Origin of the sequence: Sporomusa acidovorans (assembly GCF_900101845.1) — a bacterium.
Taxonomy (GTDB): domain Bacteria; phylum Bacillota; class Negativicutes; order Sporomusales; family Sporomusaceae; genus Sporomusa; species Sporomusa acidovorans.
In genome coordinates this window covers 82313-108076 of the sequence record NZ_FNAM01000002.1, presented here as the reverse complement: position 1 = coordinate 108076, position 25764 = coordinate 82313, and the positions used below count along the sequence as shown (strand labels likewise).

24 protein-coding genes are annotated in these 25764 nt (G+C 49.0%); 22 read left to right on the top strand and 2 right to left on the bottom strand.

Annotated features, from left to right (window positions below):
• The first annotated feature begins 3 nt into the window (after positions 1 to 3).
• The 14 genes from BLR65_RS02755 to BLR65_RS02690 all read left to right on the top strand — a co-directional run bounded on the left by BLR65_RS02755 (position 4) and on the right by BLR65_RS02690 (position 13190).
• Entirely contained in the window at positions 4 to 1272 is a 1269-nt protein-coding gene (locus BLR65_RS02755) for a PTS sugar transporter subunit IIC (RefSeq protein WP_093792250.1), read from the top strand.
• Positions 1269 to 1610, top strand: a complete 342-nt coding sequence (locus tag BLR65_RS02750) for a PTS lactose/cellobiose transporter subunit IIA (protein WP_093792248.1) — start codon at positions 1269 to 1271, stop codon at positions 1608 to 1610. Before BLR65_RS02755 ends, BLR65_RS02750 begins: the two co-directional genes overlap by 4 nt.
• On the top strand, positions 1598 to 2911 hold the full coding sequence (locus tag BLR65_RS02745; protein ID WP_093792246.1) for a 6-phospho-beta-glucosidase: 1314 nt from the start codon (positions 1598 to 1600) through the stop codon (positions 2909 to 2911). Before BLR65_RS02750 ends, BLR65_RS02745 begins: the two co-directional genes overlap by 13 nt.
• Positions 2880 to 3686, top strand: a complete 807-nt coding sequence (locus tag BLR65_RS02740; protein WP_093792244.1) for a carbohydrate deacetylase — start codon at positions 2880 to 2882, stop codon at positions 3684 to 3686. Before BLR65_RS02745 ends, BLR65_RS02740 begins: the two co-directional genes overlap by 32 nt.
• Positions 3687 to 3688: 2 nt before the next feature.
• Entirely contained in the window at positions 3689 to 4852 is a 1164-nt protein-coding gene (anmK, locus tag BLR65_RS02735) for an anhydro-N-acetylmuramic acid kinase AnmK (protein WP_093792242.1), read from the top strand.
• A 10-nt stretch (positions 4853 to 4862) separates the two neighbouring features.
• Positions 4863 to 5129 (top strand): HPr family phosphocarrier protein, encoded by a 267-nt coding sequence (locus tag BLR65_RS02730; protein WP_093792240.1) that lies wholly within the window; start codon positions 4863 to 4865, stop codon positions 5127 to 5129.
• Between the two features lie 32 nt (positions 5130 to 5161).
• On the top strand, positions 5162 to 6406 hold the full coding sequence (locus BLR65_RS02725; RefSeq protein WP_245692336.1) for an exo-beta-N-acetylmuramidase NamZ family protein: 1245 nt from the start codon (positions 5162 to 5164) through the stop codon (positions 6404 to 6406).
• A 61-nt stretch (positions 6407 to 6467) separates the two neighbouring features.
• Positions 6468 to 7160: a Crp/Fnr family transcriptional regulator gene (locus BLR65_RS02720; RefSeq protein ID WP_093792238.1), complete on the top strand. Its 693-nt coding sequence runs from the start codon at positions 6468 to 6470 to the stop codon at positions 7158 to 7160.
• A gap of 156 nt (positions 7161 to 7316) precedes the next feature.
• Entirely contained in the window at positions 7317 to 8339 is a 1023-nt protein-coding gene (gene asrA, locus BLR65_RS02715; protein WP_093792236.1) for an anaerobic sulfite reductase subunit AsrA, read from the top strand.
• On the top strand, positions 8326 to 9120 hold the full coding sequence (gene asrB / locus BLR65_RS02710; protein WP_093792234.1) for an anaerobic sulfite reductase subunit AsrB: 795 nt from the start codon (positions 8326 to 8328) through the stop codon (positions 9118 to 9120). The genes asrA and asrB overlap by 14 nt, the downstream gene beginning before the upstream one ends.
• Before the next feature lie 17 nt (positions 9121 to 9137).
• Positions 9138 to 10100: a sulfite reductase subunit C gene (gene asrC, locus BLR65_RS02705; RefSeq protein WP_093792232.1), complete on the top strand. Its 963-nt coding sequence runs from the start codon at positions 9138 to 9140 to the stop codon at positions 10098 to 10100.
• Positions 10087 to 10641, top strand: a complete 555-nt coding sequence (locus BLR65_RS02700; protein WP_245692334.1) for an HD domain-containing protein — start codon at positions 10087 to 10089, stop codon at positions 10639 to 10641. Before asrC ends, BLR65_RS02700 begins: the two co-directional genes overlap by 14 nt.
• Positions 10642 to 10825: 184 nt before the next feature.
• Positions 10826 to 12496 (top strand): ATP-binding protein, encoded by a 1671-nt coding sequence (locus tag BLR65_RS02695; protein WP_245692332.1) that lies wholly within the window; start codon positions 10826 to 10828, stop codon positions 12494 to 12496.
• A gap of 1 nt (position 12497) precedes the next feature.
• A complete protein-coding gene (locus BLR65_RS02690) occupies positions 12498 to 13190 on the top strand; it encodes a response regulator transcription factor (RefSeq protein WP_093792228.1) in 693 nt (230 codons plus the stop codon).
• A 153-nt stretch (positions 13191 to 13343) separates the two neighbouring features.
• Here the strand turns inward: BLR65_RS02690 and BLR65_RS31295 are convergent, their stop codons facing one another.
• Positions 13344 to 13478: a hypothetical protein gene (locus BLR65_RS31295; RefSeq protein WP_281241479.1), complete on the bottom strand. Its 135-nt coding sequence runs from the start codon at positions 13476 to 13478 to the stop codon at positions 13344 to 13346.
• Positions 13479 to 14496: 1018 nt separating this feature from the next.
• On the opposite strand from BLR65_RS31295, the gene BLR65_RS02680 reads away from it, so the two are divergent.
• From BLR65_RS02680 to BLR65_RS02645, 8 genes are all read left to right on the top strand, one after another.
• Positions 14497 to 16716: a molybdopterin-dependent oxidoreductase gene (locus BLR65_RS02680; RefSeq protein WP_093792224.1), complete on the top strand. Its 2220-nt coding sequence runs from the start codon at positions 14497 to 14499 to the stop codon at positions 16714 to 16716.
• Positions 16717 to 16734: 18 nt separating this feature from the next.
• Positions 16735 to 17070: a 4Fe-4S dicluster domain-containing protein gene (locus BLR65_RS02675; RefSeq protein ID WP_093792222.1), complete on the top strand. Its 336-nt coding sequence runs from the start codon at positions 16735 to 16737 to the stop codon at positions 17068 to 17070.
• A gap of 259 nt (positions 17071 to 17329) precedes the next feature.
• Complete coding sequence (locus BLR65_RS30355) at positions 17330 to 19393, top strand: sigma-54-dependent Fis family transcriptional regulator (RefSeq protein ID WP_144036420.1); 2064 nt, start codon at positions 17330 to 17332, stop codon at positions 19391 to 19393.
• A 233-nt stretch (positions 19394 to 19626) separates the two neighbouring features.
• Positions 19627 to 20832: a methyl-accepting chemotaxis protein gene (locus BLR65_RS02665; protein ID WP_093792220.1), complete on the top strand. Its 1206-nt coding sequence runs from the start codon at positions 19627 to 19629 to the stop codon at positions 20830 to 20832.
• A 263-nt stretch (positions 20833 to 21095) separates the two neighbouring features.
• On the top strand, positions 21096 to 21650 hold the full coding sequence (locus tag BLR65_RS02660; protein WP_093792218.1) for a 4Fe-4S dicluster domain-containing protein: 555 nt from the start codon (positions 21096 to 21098) through the stop codon (positions 21648 to 21650).
• Entirely contained in the window at positions 21640 to 22437 is a 798-nt protein-coding gene (locus BLR65_RS02655; RefSeq protein ID WP_169716811.1) for a 4Fe-4S binding protein, read from the top strand. Before BLR65_RS02660 ends, BLR65_RS02655 begins: the two co-directional genes overlap by 11 nt.
• Positions 22409 to 22942 carry a cytochrome c3 family protein gene (locus BLR65_RS02650; protein WP_169716812.1) on the top strand — a complete coding sequence of 178 codons (534 nt, stop codon included), beginning with the start codon at positions 22409 to 22411 and terminating at the stop codon, positions 22940 to 22942. The genes BLR65_RS02655 and BLR65_RS02650 overlap by 29 nt, the downstream gene beginning before the upstream one ends.
• A 30-nt stretch (positions 22943 to 22972) precedes the next feature.
• Complete coding sequence (locus tag BLR65_RS02645; RefSeq protein WP_093792212.1) at positions 22973 to 25234, top strand: molybdopterin-dependent oxidoreductase; 2262 nt, start codon at positions 22973 to 22975, stop codon at positions 25232 to 25234.
• Here BLR65_RS02645 and BLR65_RS02640 read toward each other — a convergent pair.
• Entirely contained in the window at positions 25231 to 25482 is a 252-nt protein-coding gene (locus BLR65_RS02640; protein ID WP_093792210.1) for a chaperone NapD, read from the bottom strand. The genes BLR65_RS02645 and BLR65_RS02640 overlap by 4 nt on opposite strands.
• Positions 25483 to 25764 lie beyond the last annotated feature (282 nt).

Genomic DNA, 25764 nt, shown 5'->3' with positions numbered 1-25764 from the left:
TAAATGGAAAAATTGTTTGGACTGCTGGATAAATACCTGATCCCCTTCATGACAACGCTCTCCGAGCAACGGCACCTGCGGGCCGTGCGCGATGGTATTATCTCAACCATACCATTAATTATTGTCGGCAGTTTCTTTTTGATCCTGGCTTTTCCCCCGGTCCCTTCCCTGGCGGCTGCCGTTAAACCCTATGCCGGCCAGATTCTTATACCGTTCCGGCTGACGATGGGGCTGATGGCGCTGTATGCCTGCCACAGCATCGGCTATTATTTGGCAAGATCGTATAAATTGGACGGTGTGTCGGGCGGTGTGCTGGCGATGGCCGCCTTTGTGCTGACAAGTGTCCCTGTGGACTATCCGGATAAGGGACAAGCGCTTTTGCTGGAGAACCTGGGGGGCGGCAGCATGTTTGTCGCGATCATTATGGCGGTTTTCGCCGTCGAAGTGCTGCGATTTGCCAAATCAAAAAAAATCACCATCAGGATGCCGGAGGGAGTGCCCGATTCTGTCGCCAAATCCTTTGAGGCGCTTATCCCGGCGGCTATCATCATTCCGGCAGTCTGGATAATCCGCGATTTTCTGGGCTTTGATATTCACCATTTTGTGCTGCAGTTATTCCAACCGCTGGTGCTGGCAGGCAATACGCTGGCCGGTATATTAGTTCCCATTTTAATCATAACCTTGCTATGGGCTACCGGTATTCACGGTGATTCCGTGGTTGGCAGTGTCGCGCGGCCGGTCTGGCTGGTGCTGCTTGACCAGAATATTGCGGCGGCGGCCGCCGGTCAGCCGATACCCAATATGGCGCCGGAGCCTTTTTTCCAATGGTTTGTCTGGATCGGCGGATCGGGAGCCACTCTTGGCCTGGTGCTGATCATGTTATTTTCGAAGGCGCCGTATCTGAAAAGTATGAGCCGGGCAACCTTGCTGCCGGGAATCTGTAATATTAATGAACCAGTCATCTTTGGCGTGCCGGTGATGTTGAACCCGCTGTTATTTGTACCGTTTGTCGTGAGTCCGGTGTTGATCGCGCTGCTTACTTATTTTGCCATGGATATCGGGTTGGTAGGTAAGCCTTATATCCTTGTGCCCTGGACACTGCCGGCGCCGATCGGCGCCTATTTGGCAACAGGCGGCGACTGGCGGGCAATCGTGCTGGTACTTGTCAATATCGCCATTACCGCCATCATATATTATCCGTTCCTTAAGGCCTATGAGCGCAAATTGATACGCGAAGGAGCCGCCGGGGACCTGGAGGAGGAGATGCAATGACCGAAGAAGTAATTTTTACGATTATTTTACACGCCGGCAACGCGCGGGCGGAAGCGTATGATGCGCTGCGGGCCGCACAGGCGGGGGATTTTGCCAAGGCGGCCGAGCATTTACAGCAGGCGGAGGCAGAAGTCGGTGCCGCCCACCGGGCGCAGGCCGATATGATTCAGCAGGAGGCCCAGGGCAATAAGGTGGATATAACCTTGCTGTTTGTTCACGCTCAGGACCACCTGATGACCGCATTATCAGAAAAGAATCTGATTGAGAATATGGTTGAAATGCATAAGACGATTAAACAGCTTGCAAATAAATTGGAGGCGGCGCAATGCCAGGATTAAAAGTAGTAGTTATCGGCGGCGGCAGCAGTTATACCCCGGAATTAATCGACGGTTTTATCCGGCGCGCGGCAGAACTGCCGACGGCGGAAATCTGTCTTGTTGACATTCCCGACGGGCAGAAAAAGGTGAGAATTGTCGCCGACTTAGCCCGGCGAATGGTGGACAAAGCAGGGCTGGCGACTGAGATCACGATATCCTTTGACCGCCAAGCAGCATTGAGCGGCGCCGACTTTGTGGTGACCCAATTCCGCGTCGGCGGACTGGATGCCCGGGCCCGCGATGAACGGTTCCCTTTGCCATACGGAGTTCTTGGCCAGGAAACTACCGGGCCGGGCGGGTTTGCCAAAGCGCTGCGCACCATGCCGGTTATCTTGGCTATTTGCCGGGACATGGCCGCGTGCTGCCCTGATGCCTGGCTAATCAACTTTACCAATCCGGCAGGGCTGATTACCGAAACTGTGTTGAAGCACAGCCGGATAAAATGTATCGGTTTATGTAATGTGCCGATCCATATGAAAATGAATATTGCCAAATTGCTGGAGGCCGATCCCCACGATATTTTTATTGATTTTGCCGGGCTCAACCACCTGGTATGGGGCCGCACCGTATGGCATAAAGGCATTGATGTAACCGCCGGGGTTTTGGATAAAATGCTGGACGGGGCGGCGCTTACGATGAAAAATATCCCGAATCTTAAGTGGGACGGCGATTTTCTAAAATCACTGGGCATGCTGCCCTGTCCGTACCACCGGTATTACTATATGACCGATGACATGCTTGCCGAAGAGCAGGCGGCCGCGGCGCCGGGCGGCGGCGGCACGCGGGCTGAGGTGGTCAAGAAGGTTGAGGAAAGGCTGTTTCAATTGTATCAAGATCCTCAATTGGCGGAGAAACCGGCCGAACTCGAAAAACGCGGCGGCGCCTACTATTCGGACGCGGCAGTATCCTTAATCAGCGCTATTTTTAATGATAAGCGGGAAATCCATACGGTAAACACCTCCAACCGGGGAGCCATTAGCGATTTGCCGGACGACTGTGTGATTGAAACTAATTGTGTGATTGGCAAAAACGGTGCTCTGCCGTTAACGGTAGGGAAACTGCCGCCGGAACTTGCCGGACTGGTACAGCATGTTAAAGCCTATGAAATTTTGGCCGTTGAGGCCGGCGTGCGGGGGGACCGCGGTAAGGCGCTGCAGGCGCTGGCCAACCACCCGCTGGTACCGTCGGTCGGGGTTGCCAAACAACTGTTGGCTGACCTGCTGAAGATCAATGCGGTGTATCTGCCGCAATTCAGGGATTAGCCTAAGTGAGGGGATAGCTATGTTGAATTTGATTATCAATGCCGACGACCTGGGGCTGACACCCGGTTGCAGCAAGGGGATTATGCAGGCGTTAACCGCAGGCATCGTTACAGATACGACTTTGATGGTGAATACTGATTTTACGGAAGACGCCTTGGCGCAGCTCAAACAGCAGGGCATCACCCGGGTGGGGCTTCATCTCAATCTTACCATGGGCCGGCCGCTTCTCGCCGCTGATCAGGTTCCCAGCCTGGTTGACGCGCAGGGACGTTTTCGGCGCCGGGTTGCCGAAGCTGTGCCGCTGATGAACATGGCTGATGCGAAACGCGAACTGAGCGCCCAGGTGGATAAATTTTTAGCAACAGGACTGGGACTGACTCACCTTGACAGCCATCATCATGCGCATACATATCCAGGCATTCTCGAGATCGCAATCGAGTTGGCGCAGCAATTGCAGGTGCCGCTGCGCCAGGGCAATGACGCCGTGAGGCAAAAGATAACCCAGGCCGGCCTGGCAACCACGGATGCGATTGCTCTGAACTTTTATGAACAGGGGACAACGCTCGATAACCTGCAACACATTATCCACAGCCACCCGACGGGAACGCTGGAAATTATGTGCCACCCGGCTAAACCGGATCAACTGCTTTATGAGATTAGCTCCTACAACCATTGGCGTGAACAGGAACTGACGGTTTTAACCTCACGTGAAATTCGGGCTTTTCTAACGAACAGCGGCGTCCGGCTGGTGGGGTTTGACGCTTTGCAGGCGTGAAGATGCAGCGCTTGTTGCAAGTGGCCGAAAAACGGGAGCGGCTGGTAGCCGGGCTCATGTCAGGAACTTCCCTTAACGGGATTGATGTGGCCTTAGTCAGGATTACAGGCAGCGGGGTACATTCGCAAATCAAACAGATCGCGTTTAAGACAGTGGGCTATGAACCGGCAGTCCGCCGCTCTATACGGGAAGCCTGCCGGCCGGCCGCCTCCAATGCGGCAATAATTTGTTCGCTGAACTTTGTTTTGGGAGAACTATTTGCCGAAGCTGTGGCCGAAATATGTAAAGATTCCGGTATAACCCCGGCTGAGCTTGATCTGATCGGCTCGCACGGACAGACGATTTGGCATCAGCCGGGGAAAAGTACGTTCCAGATCGGTGAGGCGGCCGTTATTGCCGAGCGTACCGGCGTTGTCACGGTGGCTGATTTCAGGGTGCGGGATGTTGCCGCCGGCGGCCAGGGCGCGCCGCTGGTGCCGTATACGGAATATCTGTTGTACCGCCATCCGCTGAAAACCCGCCTGTTGCAAAATATTGGCGGCATTGCCAATGTAACGGTGCTGCCGGCAGGCGGCGGGGCGGCGACAGTAACTGCCTTTGACACCGGCCCCGGCAATATGATGATCGATTATGCCGTAAACCGGCTGACGAACGGCGAACAACAATATGACAAGGGCGGGGAGTGGGCCGGCCGGGGCGGCGTAAACAAGCCGATGTTAGCCGAATTAATGGCACACCCCTATCTGAGTTGCATCCCGCCCAAGACGACCGGACGGGAAGTATTCGGCGACGCCTATACGGCAGAACTAGTTAATCGCTATATTGCCCAGGGCGTAGCGGCCGCCGATATCCTGGCGACACTTACCTGTTTTACCGCCCGCAGTATGGCTGATGCTTACCGGCGCTTTATTCTGCCGCAGGTCCATGTTGATGAAGTGATCGTCAGCGGTGGCGGTGTTCACAACCGGACGCTGCTGACCCTGCTGCGCCGTGAACTGCCGGACATCCCGCTTTTGTCACAAGAGGAACTGGGCTTTTCCAGTGACGCCAAGGAGGCGGTTGCCTTTGCCATGCTGGCCAACGAGGCCATCAGCGGCCACGCCAATAATCTGCCGGCTGTGACCGGCGCCCGGGCGCCGGTCATTATGGGAAAAATTTCATTGTAAGGAGACAAGCATGCTGGAACAAACTGTAACTGTAGTAAATAAAGTGGGCTTACACGCACGGCCTGCCGCCCTGCTGGTCAAAACCGCCGGCGAGTTTGCCTGTGAAGTGGCATTGGTCAAAGATAATAAGACCTTTAATGCCAAGAGCATTCTGGCCATTATGAGTGCGGCCATCAAGCAGGGTGATCAAATTGTCGTCAGGGTAAATGGCGACGGCGAGGATCAGGCATTGGACGCGATGGTGGCCCTGATCCATTCTGGGCTGGGGGAAAAATAGTCAACAAACAGACGCGACAGGGAGGAAAGCAGTTGAAGACCAAATATTTTGGCTTTGTAATCATGTTCGTGATGGCAGTATTGCTTGGCGGGGTTGCCACCGGCTGTGCCAATTCTACCGATCGCGACAAGCAAAAGGTAAAATTGGGTATTGATCAGATTGATGAGCACCTAAACATTTTTGCCGGTAAACGTGTGGGGCTTATCACCAATGCCACCGGCATGAACAGTCAGTTTCAAAGTTCGATTGATGTCTTGCAGGCTAAAACCCAGCTTGTCGTCCTGTTTTCCCCGGAACACGGTATTCGCGGGGCAGTCCCCGCCGGTGATAAAGTGAGCGGTCAAACCGACGGCAAGACCGGGCTGCCGGTCTACAGCCTGTATGGTGCTACGAAAAAACCGACGTCGGATATGCTGGAAAACCTGGATATCCTGGCTTTTGACATCCAGGATGTCGGCGCCCGGGCGTATACCTATATCTATACCATGGCTTATGCGATGCAAGCCGCCAAAGAAAATGGCAAGACCTTCGTGGTTTTTGACCGCCCCAATCCGGTGGGAGGCATGGAAGTGGAAGGCGGCCTGATTAAACCCGGCTTTGAATCGTTTATCGGGCTGTACCCCATTCCCATCCGGCACGGCATGACGGTTGGCGAACTGGCCGGCTTATTTAACAAGGAATTCGGCATCGGCTGTGATTTGGTGGTTATCAAGATGAAGGGCTGGCACCGTGACCTGTATTTTGATGAAACAGGACTGCCCTGGGTGATGACTTCGCCCAATATTCCCACACCGGATACGGCCCTGGTCTATCCTGGAACCGGCATTTTTGGCGGGACAAATATTTCTGAAGGTGTGGGGACGACCAGGCCCTTTGATTTTGTCGGCGCTCCCTGGCTTGATGCGGAAAATCTGGCTAATCGCATGAATGCCATGAAGCTTCCGGGCGTAGTATTTCGTCCGGCGCACTATCTTCCCCGTTTCGGCAATTTTGCCGGTGAGACGTGTAATGGCGTGCAACTGCATATCACTGACCGCAAGGCCTTTCGGCCTGTGCGCACAGGCTTAAGCTTGCTATTTACCGTACAGGAACTGAGCGACGGGCAGTTCGCCTACAACTTTAACGGGAAAGGCGCACCCATGATTGATTTGATTACCGGCGATGACGGCTTGCGGCTTGGCCGGCAAACGCTGGCTGAGCTACTGGCCGATTGGGACCAGGAGGCCAAACAGTTTAAAGAGATGTCCAAGGCGTATTATCTATATCCAACGCACTGAAGATTTTGCAGGCACAATACACCACCCGCCTGCGCCTGCAAACTGATTGATGGTGATTCAAATGAAAGTAAATAACAGGGAAGCGTGTTCACTTGTTGCGGTATTTCAACAGGCAAGCCCTGATTCACGCAAGACATTGGCCTCTGTTGGCTCGCTGCGCCATTTGACCAAAGGAGAGCATTTATTTTTGGCCAGGGAACCGGTTACGATGCTGTATATTGTGATTAGCGGGCTTGTCACCCTCTATACTATTGACTCGCAGGGCGAGAAAAAGGTTATCTTCATGTTGGACAAGGGGAAAATGATTAATGAAGTGATTTTGCAAGGCAATACCGACTCCATGAATTGCGAAGTATTTGAGGATGCGGAAATTCTTTGTTTTGACCGGGCGGATTTTCTGCAGGTCATGGAACAGGATTTTGCCCTGACTAAGGGCGTTTTGGATTCGCTGGCCATGAAAGTGAGGCGCCTTTACCGTCAATTAAAAAACACGCCCAATTCCGTACGCGGCGACAAGCGCGTTGCCGCCAAACTGTGGAAGCTGTCCAGGGATTACGGGACTGCCTGCGAACAAGGCACTAAGATCAATGTGGATGTAAGTATTACCTACCTGGCGGAGATGCTGGGTTCCAGGCGTGAAACCGTTTCGCGCCAGTTAAAAGCTCTGGCCGGGAAAAGTCTCATTCAAATCGATGACGGCCATATCCTGATTCCTGACCGTGATAAACTTTCAGCCTATTTTAAGCTGCCGTGATTTCCATCACAGCGGCTTTTTTGCTTTTGTAATACAATGGTTAAAAAATACACAAATCTGGCAACCGTTTTGTACTATAGGAATTCCAATAAAGATTTTCTTTCAGGCATGGGGTTAGTAACCTCTATATATCAAGTAAAAAGGAGAGGTGTAAGCATGGGGTATTGCTTGGATAAGGCAGGGTTTGACCAGGTATTGCAGGAGTTGTCCCGCGAATATACGGTTTATGCTCCGAAAGTATTCAAAGATGGGGGCAGTTTTTCCGATACGGACCGTATCCGCTACGGAGAAATTCAGACAATTGATGAGGTCGTTTTTGACCGCAAAGCGGAGTTTTCCTGGAAAGAAGTACTGCTGCCCTTATCGCAAACATTGTTTTTCTTTACGGAAGATCATATAAAAGAAGCCGATCTGCCGAAAAAAGGAGCCGTTATTTTGCTGCGCAGCTGTGACTTGCAGGCGGTGAAACGGCTGGATGCCATTTACCTGGAAAACGGCGGCAGGGATTACTATTATCAACAGCTGCGGGACAGAGTAAAATTTTTGCTGATAGGCTGCCGGCATTCCTTTGATAATTGTTTCTGCGTCGATATGGGGACAAACCGGAGCGATACGTATGATGCCTACCTGGAACTTAAAGACGGCAGGGTCTATGTGGACAATCGCACTGCTGCGTGGGAAGCGACCTTTGCCGCCCGCAGCCTGGAGGCAGCGGCGGTAACTCCCGCTTATGTAACGGAAAATACCAAGCATGTCCAGCTGCCTGATCAGCTGACGCCGGCTATTCTTTACTCGACCATCTGGGACGAATACGATAGCCGCTGCATCAACTGCGGCCGCTGCAATTTTGTTTGTCCTACCTGCACCTGCTTTACCATGCAGGATATATTCTATACCGATAACGGCAAAGTCGGCGAACGGCGCCGGGTATGGGCATCCTGCATGGTGGACGGTTTTACGGATGTCGCGGGCGGCGGCAGTTACCGGCAAAAAAACGGCCAGCGAATGCGTTTCAAGGTGCTGCATAAGGTGTATGACTACAAAAAACGCAATGGCTATCCTATGTGTGTCGGCTGCGGACGCTGTGATGATATCTGTCCGGAATATATATCCTTTACTGCCGCCGTCAACAAGCTTACTGCTGCCTGTAAGGAGGTGTCCGGCAATGCTGGCAAATGAGTATTTGCCGTTTCTGACTGAAATTAAGGAAGTTATTAAGCATACAGATATTGAATATACCTTTCGGCTTACTTTTGCGGGAGACGTAAAACCCGGACAGTTTTTTGAGGTTTCGCTTCCCAAATATGGTGAAGCACCGATTTCGGTCAGCGGAATCGGCAACGGGACGGTTGATTTGACCATCCGCCGGGTGGGTAAGGTGACCAACGAAATTTTCGAGCACTTTGTCGGGGATAAACTGTTTATGCGCGGTCCGTACGGCAATGGCTTTGATATCGGCAACTACCAGGGAAAAGAGCTCGTCGTGGTTGCCGGTGGCACAGGCCTTTCCCCGGTAAAGGGGGTAATAGACTATTTTGCCGGCCATAGGGATGAAACCAAAGGAATGACTCTGGTTGCGGGTTTTAAGACACCGCGGGATATTTTGTTTCTTGAGGATTTTGACCGGTGGCAACAGCGGCTGAATGTCATTTTGACGGTTGATTGTGCGGCGGAGGGGAGTGCCTGCCGCACAGGTTTGGTTACCCAGTATATTCCGCAGCTAAAGCTGAACAAGATTGAAGAGGCGGCCGCTATTGTGGTCGGGCCTCCCCTGATGATGAAGTTTGCTACCCAGGAACTGCTTAAACGAGGGTTTCAGGAGGAAAACATGTGGATCTCGCTGGAACGGAAAATGTGCTGTGGTATCGGCAAATGCGGTCATTGTAAAATTGACGATACGTATGTTTGCCTGGACGGGCCTGTATTCAACTATAAAAAAGGTTGTCAGTTGATTGACTAGAGCAGGGGGGGATTTACATGGATATCAACACGAAAAAGCTGAAGAAAAACGCGTTTCGGGTGACAAAGCACAGAGGCTTGACCGCTTCCAGAGTCCGTGTTCCCGGCGGGCACCTTGAGGCAAAATATCTGGGAATGATTCAGGATATTGCTGAAATTTACGGCAATGGCCTTGTTCACATGACAACCAGGCAGGGCTTTGAGATTCCGGGCATCCGGTTTGCGGATATTCCCAAAGTGAATGAAATGTTGCAGCCAATTATTGACGGCCTGGGTATCAACCAAAAGGTTTCCGGTCAGGGTTATCCCGCTGCCGGTACTAGAAACATTACGGCCTGTGTGGGAAATCAGGTTTGCCCGTATGCCTGCTATGATACGTCCGGTTTTGCCCAAAGGATTGAAAAAGCGATTTTCCCTAATGACTTGCATGTTAAGGTGGCCCTTACCGGTTGTCCGAATGACTGTGCCAAAGTCAGAATGCATGATTTCGGCATTATGGGGATGACCATGCCACAGTATGACAAAGAGCGTTGTGTCAGTTGCGGCGCCTGTGTGAAAGCGTGCAGCAAAAAATCGGTTGGCGCGCTAGGCACGGTCAATTATAAGGTTGTCAAGGATGCCGGGAAATGCATCGGCTGCGGAGAATGCGTTTTGCATTGCCCGACAGGCGCCTGGACGCGCAGTCATGAAAAATATTACCGGTTAACCCTGTTCGGCAGAACAGGAAAGAAAAATCCCCGTTTAGGCGAAGATTTTATCAAATGGGCGGATGAGGCCAGTATCATAAAAATTATTGGCAATACGTATGCCTATGTGGAAAAATATATTGATCGGTCTGCTCCCGGCGGCAAAGAGCATATTGGTTATATTGTGGACCGGACCGGCTTTGAGGAATTTAAGAAATGGGCATTGCAGGATGTTGAACTGCCTGTACAGGCTGAAGTGTATACACCGCTTTACTGGCAAGGTGTCACCTACTAGCCTTACAAAAATTTTAGAAGATAAGGAGCGTGAAAAAATGCCGGCAGGTTATCAGCAAGACTATATTCATGAACTTAAAGGGTATTTTGGCCAAGACGCCAGAAGAATAGCGCATGCTTTGAAGGTATTGGCCTATGCGGAAAAAATAATGAGCGAACAGCCGTTAACCGACTGTGACCGGAAGATCGTGACAATTGCCGCCATCTTGCATGACATTGGCATCAAAAATGCGGAAATCAAATATGGCTCGGCCCAGCCGCGCTACCAGGAGCTGGAGGGTCCGGGGGTCGCCGCGCAAATGATGAAAAAATACCAGGAACCGGCTGAGATTAGGGAGCGGGTTTGTTACATCATTGGCGGACATCATACCGCGGAGAAAAATGACGGACTGGATTTTCAAATTATCTGGGAAGCCGATTTATTGGTGAATATCGCTGAGGAAGGATGGGCCAAGGATAAAGACAGAGTAAAAAGAATCATAGCCAAACACTTTAAAACTGCTGCCGGCATTGATATTGCCAACAGGACGTACCTTGCATAGCAGAGAAAATCTTTATTGGATACTATAGCAATGGCTATGGATTGAGGATCATCTTAAGCGAAATCATAGGCAAGAGCCCATAAACGGATTGGCTCTTGCCTGTTGTTTTGTACTGCTGATAGAGGAATTTATCACTTTTAACAGAATATTCTCGGAAAGTGGTATTTGAATTGGGAGTAGAATTATGGTTTTTAAAAACAGTCTTACTGTCAAGTTTATGGTGGGTATTGCCGTTATTACCATTGTGCTCATGTCAATTAACCTCCTTTGGAATATCCGGCAGTATAACTCCCAGGCCGAGTCCGAAATGAAAGAAAAGGCCGCCGTTATTGCCCAGCAGTTGGTGGCTACCAGGGCGTTTATTGCTCTTAAACAGGATACGATTAACATGAACGCCAATGGCGGTTATGAATTCAAACATTTGAATCCCGCTGCCGTTGGCAAGGGAATCGGTGAAATATTTAATGGTTATTCGGGCTATAAATTTAAGCAAATCAGGCCGCAGGTGCGCGATCCTTATAATGCTCCCGATAATTTTGAACTCGAAGCCATGAAACAATTGGCTGCCGATAAAAACCTCAAAGAACTCTGGGGTTATGATGAGATTGACGGCAAGCGGGTATTCCGCTATTTGGTGCCGCTATATTATGACGAATCCTGTTTGTCCTGCCATGGCAAACCTGCCGGCGTCAAGGATATTTCGGGCTATGACAAGGAAGGTTTCTCCGCAGGCGAATTTGCCGGCAGTATTAGTGTTGTATTTCCTATGGCGCGTTTTGAAGCCGCCCAGCGCACCAATGTCAGCAGCCAGGTTGTTTTTATCCTGTTTATGGTCTTTGTGAGTATCGGCCTGACTTATCTAATGATGGAGCATATCATTATTATGCCAATCCGTGAGTTGACAAGCAAAGTGGTGGAATTAGGACGGGGAAATTTATCGGCTCAGGTCACAGAGATTCAAACCTATGACGAAATGCGCAGTTTGGCGGAGGAGTTTAATACGATGGCCAGTAAACTTCATGAGCTTTACAATAATCTTGAGGGAAAAGTAGCAGAGCGGACAGCGCTTTTATCTAAAGCCAATCGGCGGCTCTTAGAGCAAGGCAATAAGCTTCAGGCCATGAATGCCAAACTGACGGAAGCCGACCGCCTCAAATCTGAATTTCTGGCCGTTATGAGTCACGAGCTTCGGACGCCGCTGACCGCCATTATTGCATTTGCCGAAATTCTTTTGGCTGAGGGAGATACGCTTAGCAGCCTGCAACGGGAGTATTTGCAGGACATCTTTGAAAGCGGACACCAATTACTCAGTCAGATCAATGATATTCTTAACATGTCCAAAATTGAAGCAGGACTTGTAAAACTGAACTATAATCAGGTTAATATCAGCGAAGTGCTGGATCATCTGAGGCATAGTATTTCGCCGCTCCTAAGCAAGAAGGGACTGGCATTTGCTGTTGATATTCCGGCAGATATTCCCGGTATTGTCGCTGATCGCGAAAAAGTCACGCATATTTTCCGCAATTTAATTGGTAATGCAATTAAATTTACGCCTGCCGGCGGGGCCATTCGTATTACGGCCACTCTGGCGGATGATCAGCAAAACCTGCCGGCGGTTGTCGTCAAAATACAAGATACCGGTATTGGCATCAGCCGGGAGGATCAAAAACATATTTTTGATAAGTTCCGTCAGGTTGATAGTGCCGAATCCAGGGAGTATCCGGGCAGTGGTCTAGGGCTGGCCCTGGCCCGCAATCTGGTGGAGATGCACGGAGGTCGGATCTGGGTGGAAAGTGAAGTCGGCCGGGGCAGTACGTTTACCTTTGTTTTACCGGTCATTGCGAAGGGGTGTTAGGATGTCGGGCGAGAAAATTTTGGTTGTCGATGATGATGCGAAAATCGTTAAGATTGTGAAGCATTGCCTGGAAAGGGAGAATTTTTTAGTGGTCTCGGCTGTGGATGGCGAGAATGCGCTGACTGTCGCCAAAAAAGAGCAGCCTGATTTAGTAATTCTTGATTTAATGCTGCCCAAACTCAATGGCCTGGATGTTTGTAAAATATTGACTGCGGAATATGGTGTTCCAATTATTATTTTATCGGCCAAGGGCGATGAGTTGGACCGGATCGTAGGCTTTAGACTAGGAGTAGATGATTATTTAACAAAACCGTTTAGTCCGATTGAACTGGTACTCAGGGTACAGGCCGTCATCCGCCGGGTACAAGGCTGGCGGATGAATCAGGCCAGCCAGGCGCTTACGTATGGATCGCTTTCTATTGACCCCGGGACCAGGGAGGTTACAGTTAACGGCACAGCCGTTAATCTCACCAGTAAGGAATTCGAATTGCTTTGGCTGCTGGCTAGTAATCCTCAGCAGGTTTTCACCAGAATGCAGCTTTTGAATAAAATATGGCACAGCGATTACGAAGGCGATGAAAACACGGTGACCGTTCATGTCCGGCGATTGCGGGAGAAAATTGAGCCCACGCCATCAGCTCCCACATATATTAAGACCGTATGGGGAGTGGGCTATAAGTTCGTAGGGGAGTAGTTTTTAGGGAACTTCATAGGGATTTTGCAGACAGGCCCTAAGCCGCCAATTTTAGTTGGCGGCTTTTTTAATGTATCAGTTAATGGGTTTTGTCTGTATATTCACCATATCATACACTAGAAATTATAAATTAGGTGCAATTATGACAGGTCCTTATAAAACAAGGGGTGTCAAGGTCAAAGCCCGGCGCAGGCGGCCGTCATACAACGCTCCGCCGCTGGCGCTTAACCTCCGCTTATGCAAAACGGCCGCCCGCGCCTCAGTACGGTGTACGTCCGGCTTGAGCAAGGAGAGGGTGACCCCAGCAACCCTGGTAACTCCCGTACCCCTCTGGCCTTTGCCGGAAAAAGCGTTCCGCAGGAGAAAAGCCGGGCGGTATTCCGTAAAAAAATCCGTACTGTTTGAGCGTAGCGAGTTTACGGATTTTAGGAATACCGCCCGGCTTTTCAGCTTTTTGAGGCTTCGGGCCTAGACTTTTTGTTACTTTTGGGGCAATGCCAAAAGTAACCCCCCTCCCCTTGTATTACGGGATTATTTGACGTGCGCAAAGCCAAAAGGACCGCGCCAACGATTTTTCTTATGGTGTGCATGCGGCGAAGCCAAACAATATTTATGGGTTAAAGTTTCCTGCCGGTAAGCGCCAAGGTTCCAGGCTGTTAATCACGGTGATTGCCTATTGAGTCTACAAATTAAACGAATATTTCCACAGACGATACTTTTCAGTGAAAAATATAGAAATCGTTTTTGGTAGCCCCCCTATTTTGCTGGGGATCGCAGGTATCACTAATTGGCATAGATTTTGCAAAGATAATAGTTGGACATAATGGAGGATAAAAAATTTACATGGGGTGACGAGAGAAAAGTGACGATTAATGTCAGGTATAGGGTCTTTATCCTTCGTCAATAAGCCAAAAAGGAGGGATGTATGGATGTGCTTTAGACCACCAGGAGCAGCAAAGGCCGTAAAATGCCCCGCATGCGGATGTTTTAATCCTCCGACTTTAAAGAAATGCAAGAAATGTGGAGGGGATATGCCATCACCGGATGCAGCAAGAAAGAGCACTTGATAACTTCTTTGACTAACATATCACATTTGCCGGTATTTCTCGCATTAATTGGTGATTGAACTGTAGACTTCCGGTTAGGTAAGGCGGCTTGTTGTAAAACTGGGGACCATCAAATCACTGGAAGTCTGTAGAAACATCGATATAAAGGCAGGTGACAGAAGTAGAGAAGGGTAAGGGTATGGCTTATTTAAGCTCATGGTAGTGGTAAGAAAATATGAGTTATTAAGGAGGTATTAAGTATGTCTGGAAAGGTTCAATGGAAAGAGGGCGAGTACACAGTAACACGTACTTGCCAGTGGACAGCCCCCGGATGCCATGACGGCTGTCAAGTGCTTTATTACACCAAGGGAAATAAATTGGTTAAGGTCGAAGGTGATCCCGAAAGTAAATATAATTTCGGCAGACTTTGTATGCGATGCTTATCTTTACCAGAGTTAGTCAATGAACCGAATCGAGTAAAATGGCCGATGAAGCGGGCCGGGGAGCGCGGCGAAAATAAATGGACGCGGATTACCTGGGATGAAGCTTTCGATATGATTGAAGATAAAGTACGTACCATCTGGAAAGATTATGGACCGGAGTCGATTGTCACTGCCATCGGAACGGGGCGCAACACTTGGTCAATCGTACCCAAGCTAACCTATGATGGATTTAAAAGTCCAAACTTTTCTATGGGCTTTTTACCGGGCGACTCCTGCTATCTTCCCCGGGCAGCAGCCATGGGAACAATGATCGGCGATTTCTTTATCATTGATGCTTCGCAGTTGGACGAACGTCGCTATGACAATCCTGAGTGGAAACTTCCCGAGGTCGTTATGATCTGGGGCAACAACCCGCTCATTAGTAATGGTGATGGCTTCCTGGGCCACTGGATTGTGGATATGATGAAACGTGGCACCAAGTTGATTGTTGTCGATCCATATCTTACCTGGCTGGCATCCAAGGCTGATGTTTGGCTGCAGCTACGCCCCGGTTCGGATGCCGCTCTTGGTTTGGCAATGCTCAATGTCATGATTAGCGAAGGCCTTTATGATAAAGAATTTGTAGATAAATGGACCTACGGTTTTGATAAATTAGCTGCGCGGGCTGCGGAATATGACCTGCAAAAAGTAGAAAATATTACTTGGGTTCCTAAAGAAAAGATCGCCGCTGCGGCCCGTTTGTTCGCTAACGCAAAGCCTGCCTCGATTCAGTGGGGTTTGGCAGTTGATACGCAGGTTGCGGGCGTATCCGTCGCTAATTCCATTTGCGCCATGGTCGCCATTACCGGCAACCTCGATGTTCCCGGTGGTCAGCATATTATCCGTCCAGCTTTTGGCGTATCTAAGCTTGCCCATGTATCCTCTGACTGGGGTTGGGCGGAAATGCCGGAAGAAATGCGGCAAAAACGTCTTGGTGTTCAGGAATACCCATTATTCAAGTATGGCCTTGCTGCTACGGCACGTGGCGATTCCGTCCTGGAGACAATTGAAACAGGTAGGCCATACCCAATCCAAATGTACTGGATGGAATCTACCAACACTTTTGCTTGTTGTGGCGGGGAAGCAAAACGCGTTTATGCTGCTTTAAAGAAAGTACCATTCAATGTCGTGGTTGATCCTGTTTTGACTCCAAGTGCGGTTGCCTTTGCTGATTTGGTACTGCCTGCTGCCATGAACGTGGAACGCGATTCATTGAGAAACTGGTGGACGCCGCTGCGTTCCATTTCGAAGGTTACCCAATATGAAGAATGTAAAACTGACGAAGAAATCGCCTTAGCACTTGGCAAGCGCCTTAATCCGGAAAAGTGGCCTTGGGAAAATGTTGAGGCAATGATTAACCATGCACTTGAACCCGCCGGTATTACCTTTAAAGAACTAGAATCCAAAGTTCAAATCTGGCCCGAAGTTCATTACAAGAAATATGAGAAAGGTCTTTTGCGTGAAGACGGGGAACCGGGATTTAACACCGATACCGGTATGGTTAATCTTTATCAGGATATTTTTGTTGAGTGGGGCTTGGATCCGCTTCCTTACCATGAAGAACCGCCCTATGGTCCGATTTCTACGCCGGAATTGATGAAGGAGTATCCTTTAATTCTAACCACTGGTAGAAGGCCATGGGAATTCTTCCATTCTGAACATCGTCAGAGCGGAACTTTACGTGAGTTCCACCCTGATCCTTTATTAACTATTAATCCGGAGACCGCTGCTAAGCTTGGAATTAAAGATGGCGACTGGGTATGGATCGAGAACAAGAACGGTAGAGTAAAACAGGTTGCTACACTTGATCCCGGGATTGACCCTAGAGTTGTTCATGGTGAACACGCCTGGTGGTTCCCGGAAAAAGAAGCCGCCGAACCGACACTTTATGGTGTGTTTGAATCCAATATTAATGTCCTGACAACGCAATGTACAACCGGTCCGACAGGCTACGGCGCACCATTGAAAAACACAATTTGCAAGGTCTATAAAGCTTAATTTCGGAGGTGTAGAAAAATGTCGCGTAAGGGTTTACTAATTGATTATGAATACTGTACTGGCTGTCACAGCTGTGAGGTAGCCTGCAAAATGGAAAAACAGCTTCCTCATGGCCAACACGGTATCCAGTTAGCACATAACGGACCTTGGAAAGTCAATCCTGACCAATGGGAAAATACGTATGTACCGATTCCTACGCAACTTTGTGACTTGTGCGCTGATAGAGTCGCCACCGGGAAAAAACCGTCCTGCGTCCAGCATTGCCAGGCGTCGGTTATCGAGTATGGCGAAGTGGAAGAATTGACAGCAAAAATGAATAGTCGGAGTAAGCGACAAATATTGTTTGCTTTCTAGTAAACGAACGTTTATTGTTTTACGACTAAATAAGTTATTGCCAAGACGGGCCTCTTTATACTAAGAGGCCCGTCTTGGACTAACATTTAAAGATTAAGGAGAGTGTTTCGATTTATTTTTTATATATCATAAGAATTGTTGAAGTACGAAAATGTGGCTAGTTGTGCTATTTTGAAATTTTTTCGCTTTTGGTCAGGTTCTTTTGTATAATAAAAGTGGTAAGAAAAGGATTCTGTACTTGAAGGGGTGATTGAATAACATGAAACCATTGGAGCAAATATTAAGTCCGGCAATTATGACTAAAGAAGGCTTAGATCAAAATATGAGTGAACAATATACACTCTTGTCGGAGAAGATTAACAGGTTCAAAATGGATATTGTCATTAACCAGCATACGCATTATCCAATGGATGTTGTACGCCCGGAAATCATTGATTCATGGATCCGTTCTTATAACTATGGTCTTGATTTATTTCACATTTTTTGTCCAGCGATTGATCCGGATGCTCTTAGTCAAATAAACTTAAAAAAACGGCAGTTAATGAGAGTGGCAGCTCCTTATCTCCATCAGTTGGATAGCGTTTTTTCAAGAACCAGGTGTTTTGTCATGCTGACAGACGAACAAGGTGTTATCCTGCAAGTAGTAGGCCGCAACACCAAGATTTCCAGGGCATATAATCTGGAGCCCGGAGTTATTTGGAACGAAAGGTCTATAGGTACTTGTTCTCATGGACTGAGCATTCTCTATACCATGCCTATTCAAATTTGGGGACCCGAACACTACAATCGGAGCTTCGATCAAAGTACGGGGTCATCGGCGCCAATCTTTGACGCGTTTGGGAATTTGGCGGGAACGCTAACGATTGGCAGTGACGAAAATTTTCATCAAAATATCCATACGCTTGGTATGGTTGTTTCTATGGCATGGGCTATTCAAAACGAATATCAGTGTGCTTTAAAAGATGAAGTATTAAGTGCTATCTGCGAAGCTGATGATGAGGCAGTCATTATTATTAATAATAACAGTGTTATCATACAGGTCAATGAAAAAGCCCAAAAGATGCTTAATTGTTCACAATCAGAATTGTCGGGTCAGCCGTTGGCAACTATTGTGGGTGACCAGCCTCTGATCAAGTCGGTTATGGATAACGGGGAATCGCTATATCATACGGAACTGCGGATTAGGGGAAATAAGAGGATAAACCTTTGTTCGGCGCAGCCAATTCAGGATAAGTTCGGCAATAAGTATGGCTGTGTAATTCGGTTAAGAGCCATTAACGGGGTTGGGAAAACATTACACCCATACCCAGTGCAGCAAATAGGATCACTAGCGGCATTTGATAATATCATTGGGAGTTCCGACCGGGTGGAAAGAATCATTGAGCGGGCCAAGCATATTGCCGCAACCGATGTAAATATTCTGATTCAAGGGGAAAGCGGGACTGGTAAAGAAGTATTTGCGCAAGCCATTCACCACAGCAGCCGGCCGGCAGGGCAGCTTGTTGCCGTAAACTGTGCTGCGATCCCCCGGAGCCTGATTGAAAGCGAATTATTTGGTTACGAAAGTGGAGCGTTTACCGGCGCTGAACGAAATGGCAAACGGGGAAAAATTGAAATGGCTCACGGCGGTACCCTGTTCTTGGACGAAATTGGCGATATGCCGTTGGAAGTTCAGCCGGTGCTTCTGCGGGTGCTTGAGGAAAAACAGGTTACGCGTCTTGGCAGTAATCAGCATATCCCGGTAGATTTTAGATTAATTGCCGCCACCAATAAAGATCTTTTGCAACTAGTAAATAAAAATGAATTCCGTCAGGATCTTTATTATCGATTATCTGTTTTTAAACTTTCTCTGCCGCCCTTAAGAGAAAGAGAGTCTGATATTATTGAACTGGCCCAGCACTTTATTAGTACTACTGCTGCAAAATTGCAGATACCTGCCCCATCCCTGAGTGATGCGGCGAAAATGGAGTTATTGGAGTATGCTTGGCCGGGTAATGTCAGACAATTACAGAATGTGATACTTTATGCGGTTCACATGTCTAAAGACGGAGTGATTTGGCCGGAAGACCTTCCTGATGAGATCAATGCTTCCGCAAAAAGTCAAAATCGTGAGGAACATGGTGCAAAAGTAAACCCACTCGCGAAAAGAAGGAATCTTTCTATTCAAGAAATTGAAAAATTGGCAATTACTCAGTCTCTGTACCAAACGGGTAATAATGTCTGTGAAACAGCTAAGTTATTAGGATTGGCGAAATCTACCTTGTATAAAAAAATTAAGAAATATAATCTCTTGGATATCAGACCAGACAAACATATTAAATAATAATTAACTGCCATTCGTTTTGATTTTGCGGAACATAGGGGCTTGGCGATTATGCCAAGCCCTATGTTTATGCAGTACGTCTTGTCCGGTTGACTATAATTGGATAGGCAGGCGATTTAAGAAAAACGTAATATTTTTCGACAAGGTTTTCCGGCAATATCGTACAAATATATCAATGTTTGAGCAAAATCGATTTGGGGGGATTATTATGAATAAGTTATAAGGTATATGATTTGGGAATTGTTGCCCTGGATGAGATGCTCAAGACACGGATCGAAGGGTACGAGAAGATCCGTTCAGCAGCCATCGCTGTTGCTGTAGCTGTATTTTTGCTGGTGCTTTATCTTTTACGGGCTTTCTATCTTTCGGTCAAAGATACGGTAGCCAAACTGGCATATACGGCAACTTTGGTCGCGGACGGAGATCTGACCGCACGGGTTGAACTTCAGACACACGATGAGCTGTCCCTGGTAGGTAAGGCGTTTAATAAAATGACACAGTCGCTTCATGAAATTGTGAATACTGTGTACCAGACTGTTGATCAGATGTCCGGCGCATCCAGGGAGATCGCCGCAGCAACGGCGGAGACAAGTGAAAGCATCGGCGCGGTTGCCGAAAGTATCCAGCAAGTGGCTTTGGATGCGGAGAACGGTGGCCAGTCGCTTGGCGAGGCGTCCCGGGTTTTGTCAAGCCTTGCTGCTCTTGTGCAAACGGCGAAGGAACAAGCTGTTGCAACAGCGGCTGAAGCGGACGCAACCCTGCAGGCGGCGGCTAAAGGAAGGACAACATCCGAGGAGGCCATGGCCAGGATGGCGGACATTAAAGCAAAAATGCTGGAAACCGAAGGCTTAATGAATTCCCTGAACGATTATTTAACGCAGATTCGCCTGATTAACGAAATGATTACCGATATTGCTCACCAAACAAATTTGTTGGCCTTAAACGCGGCAATTGAGGCAGCACGGGCCGGCGTGCATGGCCGTGGTTTTGCCGTAGTAGCGGAAGAAGTGAGAAAGTTAGCCGAGCAATCGAATCAAGGCGCAAGCGAAGTAACGGCTATTATTGCCAAAATTGCCCAAGGGACGGCGGCCGCTGTCTTGGCCGCACAGCAAAGCAGAGCGGAAGTGGAGTCGGGAGTAAATGCCGTTAATCAAGTGGGACAGGCACTGGCGGATATTGTTGCAGCCGCTCGCCGCACACAAGACAATGTACATGCTATTGTCAGAAATACGGACGAGGAAGTGGTGGCGTCCGCAAAGATCGTCAAGCTTACGGAATCAATCGCAACCGGAATTACCAATACGGCCAAACAGAGCCAAGCGGTATCTGCGGCAACTGAAGAGACCAATGCCACAATGGAGACAATTGTTATCAAGACAAAGGAGACCGGTAAAACAGCCCAGCAGCTGCAGCAGGTTGTGAGCGGTTTTAAGATATAAGGATGAATTTACAAAGCTGCCGGTTGGCGGCTTTTTTTTTTCCAGTCAGAAAGTATAACTTTCGACTGGATAAGTACAACCTGTGGCTAGCGCTTTCGCCAAAGGCTCGGTGTTAGTAGGGTTTTCTAATCATTTAAGTTGATGTCGAATTTAAGTTTGCCGGACAGGCTTTGAAGAAATGTAATACTTTTGTAAGAATTACTTAATAATTCTGTTATCATCTTTCGGTATGATGAAAAAGAGATGAATCAGGGAGGCGTTTTATGGAAAGGGGTGTCAAGGTAGCTTTGTTTGTCGGTGGTGTTTTGTCGTTGTTGCTGTCCGGCTTTACGGATAATAAGCAGAAGAATGCCTTGCTGCGGCCGCCGGGGGCACTGCAAGAACCTGAATTTTTGGCAACTTGTCTCCGCTGTGGCAAATGTGCCCAGGTCTGCCCGCAGCGGGCGATTAGAATCGGGCAGGGCACTAACGGACTGGCCATTGGTACACCCTATCTCGTACCGCGGGAGGCAGCCTGCGATTTATGCCTAACTTGTACTACTGTCTGCTCCAGCGGTGCCCTGCGGCCGGTCGAAAAAGCAAATGTACGGATGGGACTGGCGGAAATCGACCATGATGCTTGTCTGGCCTGGCTGGGTGATGAATGTAAGATCTGTTATACCAGTTGCCCGTTTTATGACCAGGCCATCAAACTGGAAGATCATAAACGCCCGCTGGTTGACCAGGCGGTTTGTGTCGGCTGTGGCATCTGCGAACATGTATGTATTGCCGAACCGGCGGCAATCACAGTACAGGCGGGAAACGCCGATGAAGGTTAGAAGTGCACGGCGGACGGTTCAACTTTTAGCCTTCTTGTTGCTGTTATTGCCGTTTGTTTGGCCTGCCAACCGGCTGTGGTTCGGAACTTATTTATCCTCACAGGCAGCAGGGATTGCCCTTACTGATCCCTTGTCAGCGATTGAGGTTATACTGGCCGGCAGGCTGATTTGGTGGCCGCTTATCGGGTCGGTCATACCGCTCGTGATTACAGCGCTGCTGCTGGGAAGGGTGTTTTGCAGTTGGATCTGCCCGTTAAACACGGTTTTGGAATGGGCGGCTGTCATTAAGGCTCCCAAAGTTCGCGGGACAAGAAACGGCTGGCTGCCGTTTGGCATATTGGCCCTGTTTTTATTGGCCGCTGTGCTAACAAGCTTACCGCTGTTTACTATCCTCTCGCCCATTGGCATTTTGTCCAGAGCAATTGCCGTTGGCGCCGGGCTGGAATTCCTTTTCATAGTGGCGCTTGTCGCCCTGGAATGGCTTTATGACCGCAAAGCATGGTGCCGTAATTTATGCCCGGTTGGGGCGTTATACGGCCTGCTGGGAAAATGGCGGCCGGTGTCAATTGGTATCGACCATTCCCGGTGTTTGCGTTGCCAGCAATGCAGCAACGCCTGCAGCATGCGGGTCGCTGTCGGCAGTGGCAAGCTTCTCGATCAACTGACCTGCACGAATTGTGGTGACTGCGTGGATGCCTGTGCGGCAAAAGCGGTCTCTTTTACATGGAAAAACAAACAGAAGGGAGGTGCCGTACAGCGTGAATCTATGGAGGGTATTACGAGGTAAAGAAAAATTGACAGGACGGCATATCGGCGTAATTGGCGCTATCATTGTTTTTTTGCTCATCTCTGCCGGCTGGTCGGCGGCTTACACATCCCGTCCCGAGTTTTGCGGTACTTGTCACGAAATGGATTCTATGTATCAGTCCTGGCAAATGTCTGCCCATAAAAATGTTGGCTGCGAGGATTGTCATGGCGAACCGGGAGCACTCGGGCTCATAAAGACCAAAGCCAAGGGAATGCGGGAAGTCTATGTGCATGTTACCAGTGACAAGATTGAGCCCAAGGCAAATGAGCGTGACATCAATTGCTACAGCTGCCATCAGGATAAGGTAAAACTCAATGCCGATAAGGCGCTGGCAGCAAAGGATCCGCATACCGTCAAACACTTTGATAATGGCATGACCTGTGTTACCTGTCATAGCGGCCTGGTCCATGATACCAAGCTCAACAATGCAGTACCCAGCCGCGATAGTTGCGCCAGATGCCATTTGGATGCCATGCGGAAATAACACTAATATTTTACCGGGAGGTCAATTTTCATGAAGTTTTCTCGCCGGGATTTTTTAAAGGCTATAGCCGTTAGCACAGCTTTAGCAGGTTCTGGCTGTTCGTTTGGCTCTGGCAGCCGGGGGGCGCAGGGGACAACCCCGCAGCACGACGCGGAAAAATGGGTCAAGGGGGTTTGCCGTTACTGCGGTGTAGGCTGCGGGGTGTTGGCAGGCGTCAGCAAAGGAAAAATAGTTGCTGTCAAGGGTGATCCGGATAATCCTGTTAATAAAGGCCGGCTGTGTGTTAAAGGGATACTTTTGCCCAAAATTATGGATACCAAAGACCGGTTGCTTCATCCCATGGTCAAAAAAGACGGTCAGTTTGTCAAAGTTTCGTGGGATGAGGCACTTAATCTTATTGTCGCAAAATTTAAGGACGCCATTGCGCAATTTGGCCCGGATTCAGTTGGGTTTTACGGTTCCGGCCAGAATATCGCGGAAGAAGCTTATGTCGCCAATAAGCTATTTAAGGGCGCGATTGGTACCAATAATATTGATGGGAATCCCCGTACCTGTATGGCCAGTGCGGTAGCGGGGTATGTAAGCACCTTTGGCGAGGACGAGCCAATGGGAACCTATGCCGATATCGAAGAGGCCGATGTTTTTTTCATTATCGGCGCCAATATGGCCGAAGCTCACCCGGTTTTGTTTTCCAGGCTGGTTGATCGCAAAAACAGTAACCCGAATGTTAAGATTATTGTCGTCGATCCCCGGCGTACGCGCACGGCCGATATAGCCGATATGTTCCTGCAGTTTGTGCCGGGAACCGATTTAGCGCTGCTAAACAGCATGGCGTATGTCATTATTGAAGATAATTTGGTTGACAGGGATTTTGTTAGTCAACACACAAACTTTATGCAAGGTGAGAAAAAACTGACCTTTGATGAATTTAAGGCCTTTCTCGCCGATTATACGCCGGAAAAGGTAAGCCCGCTTGTTGGGTTGCCTGCGGAACAAATCCGCGAAGTGGCCCGCTTGTTTGCGGCCAAGGACCGGAACACGATGTCAATGTGGACCATGGGTCTCAATCAGCGGATTCGGGGCACCTGGGCCAATAATCTGGTTCATAATCTGCATCTTCTTACCGGCAAGATTTGCCGTCCGGGCAATACGCCGTTTTCGCTGACCGGTCAGCCGAGTGCCTGTGGCAGTATCCGGGAAGTCGGGGCATTATCCCATTTGCTGCCGGCCCATCGGGTGGTAGCTAATCCCAAACACCGTGAGGAAATCGCCAAAATATGGGGAATAGATCCCGCTAGAATGAGTGCTAAGCCGGGCTATCATACCATCGAAATGTTCCGGGCGGCGGCCAGCGGTGCGCTCAAGGTGTTATGGGTTGTTTGTACCAATCCCGGACAATCTATTCCTAATCTTAAGCTTTACCGTGAGGGGATGGAAAAGACGTTTATGATTGTTTCCGAGACTTACCATCCGACGCGAACCAGTGAACTGGCTGATGTTGTTCTGCCGGCGGCGCTGTGGATGGAGAAGGAAGGTGTGTATGGCAACGGGGAACGCCGTACGCAGCATCTTGCCAAGGCAGTGGAACCGCCGGGTGAGGCCAAACCGGACGTTTGGGCTCTCTTAGAAGTAGCCAAGCGGCTGGGGTTTGGCGATCTGTTTCCGTTTAAAACAAATGATGAAATCTGGGAAGAATACCGTAAATGTGCTAGCGGCACGAAAATGGAGTTGTCGACCTATGACAGGCTGAAAAAAGAACGGGGCCTGACCTGGCCGGTGCATGATCCAAACGGCCCGGATACTTATATCCGCTATGCCGCCCCCTATGATCCGTACGTTAAGGAAGGCATTCAGTTTTACGGCAAGCCTGACGGCCGGGCGGTTATCTTTGCCAGGCCTCATGCCAACCCGCAGGAAATGCCAGATGCCGACTATCCTTTCTATTTGTCTACCGGACGCGTTCTCGAACACTGGCATACCGCCACGATGACGATGAATGTGCCGGAACTCAAGCGGGCTATGCCGGAAATGTATGTGGAAATAAATCAGGCTGATGCCGAAAAAATCGGGGTAAAAGATGGCGAACTGGTGACAATAACATCCCGCCGCGGGCAATGCCGGCTGAAGGCTAAAATTAACGGCCGTGGTCAACCACGGCCGGGGATGGTATATGTGCCATTCCATGACACGGAAATGTCCAGAATGATTAACTTTGTAACAATTGACGCCTTTGACGATGTTTCCAAACAGCCGGAATATAAAATATGTGCCGTACAGTTGGCAAAGGCCTAGTTGACTTCATCTTCTTGTTCGTCTGCTGTCGTTATGTATGTGGGGAAAACACCGAGTACGCCGGGGATGGTTTCCAGGGTGCGGGCGACCTCGCTTATCTGTTGCAGCGAGGCCGCTTCCACAACAATGATAATTTCTTGTTGTGGCGTAACCGAATGAACGGTAACTCCTTCTATGTCTGACAAGGCTTTTGCTACTGCGCTGACGGCATCTGTCCTTGGTTGAATAAGCATACCTGAAATAGCCATGGAATTGTATACCTCCTTAAGATTGCAGCCTTTCTTCAGTTAAGTATAGAACGCTCTTTCCGGAGACGCAATGGGCCATATCTTACGAAAGTATTACAAATGAGCTCGAAAGGGATTCCGTGATCTTTGTCACGGAATCCCTTTTTGATGTAAAAAAAAGAGACAAGCGTCCCAGGTTCTCAAAAAAGAAGACAATCAATTAATTTTATTGGCCACATTCTAAGTATAGCCGAAAAATGTGAAGGAAATATGAAGCTTGGGAAAAAAACGAAGATTTTTCCA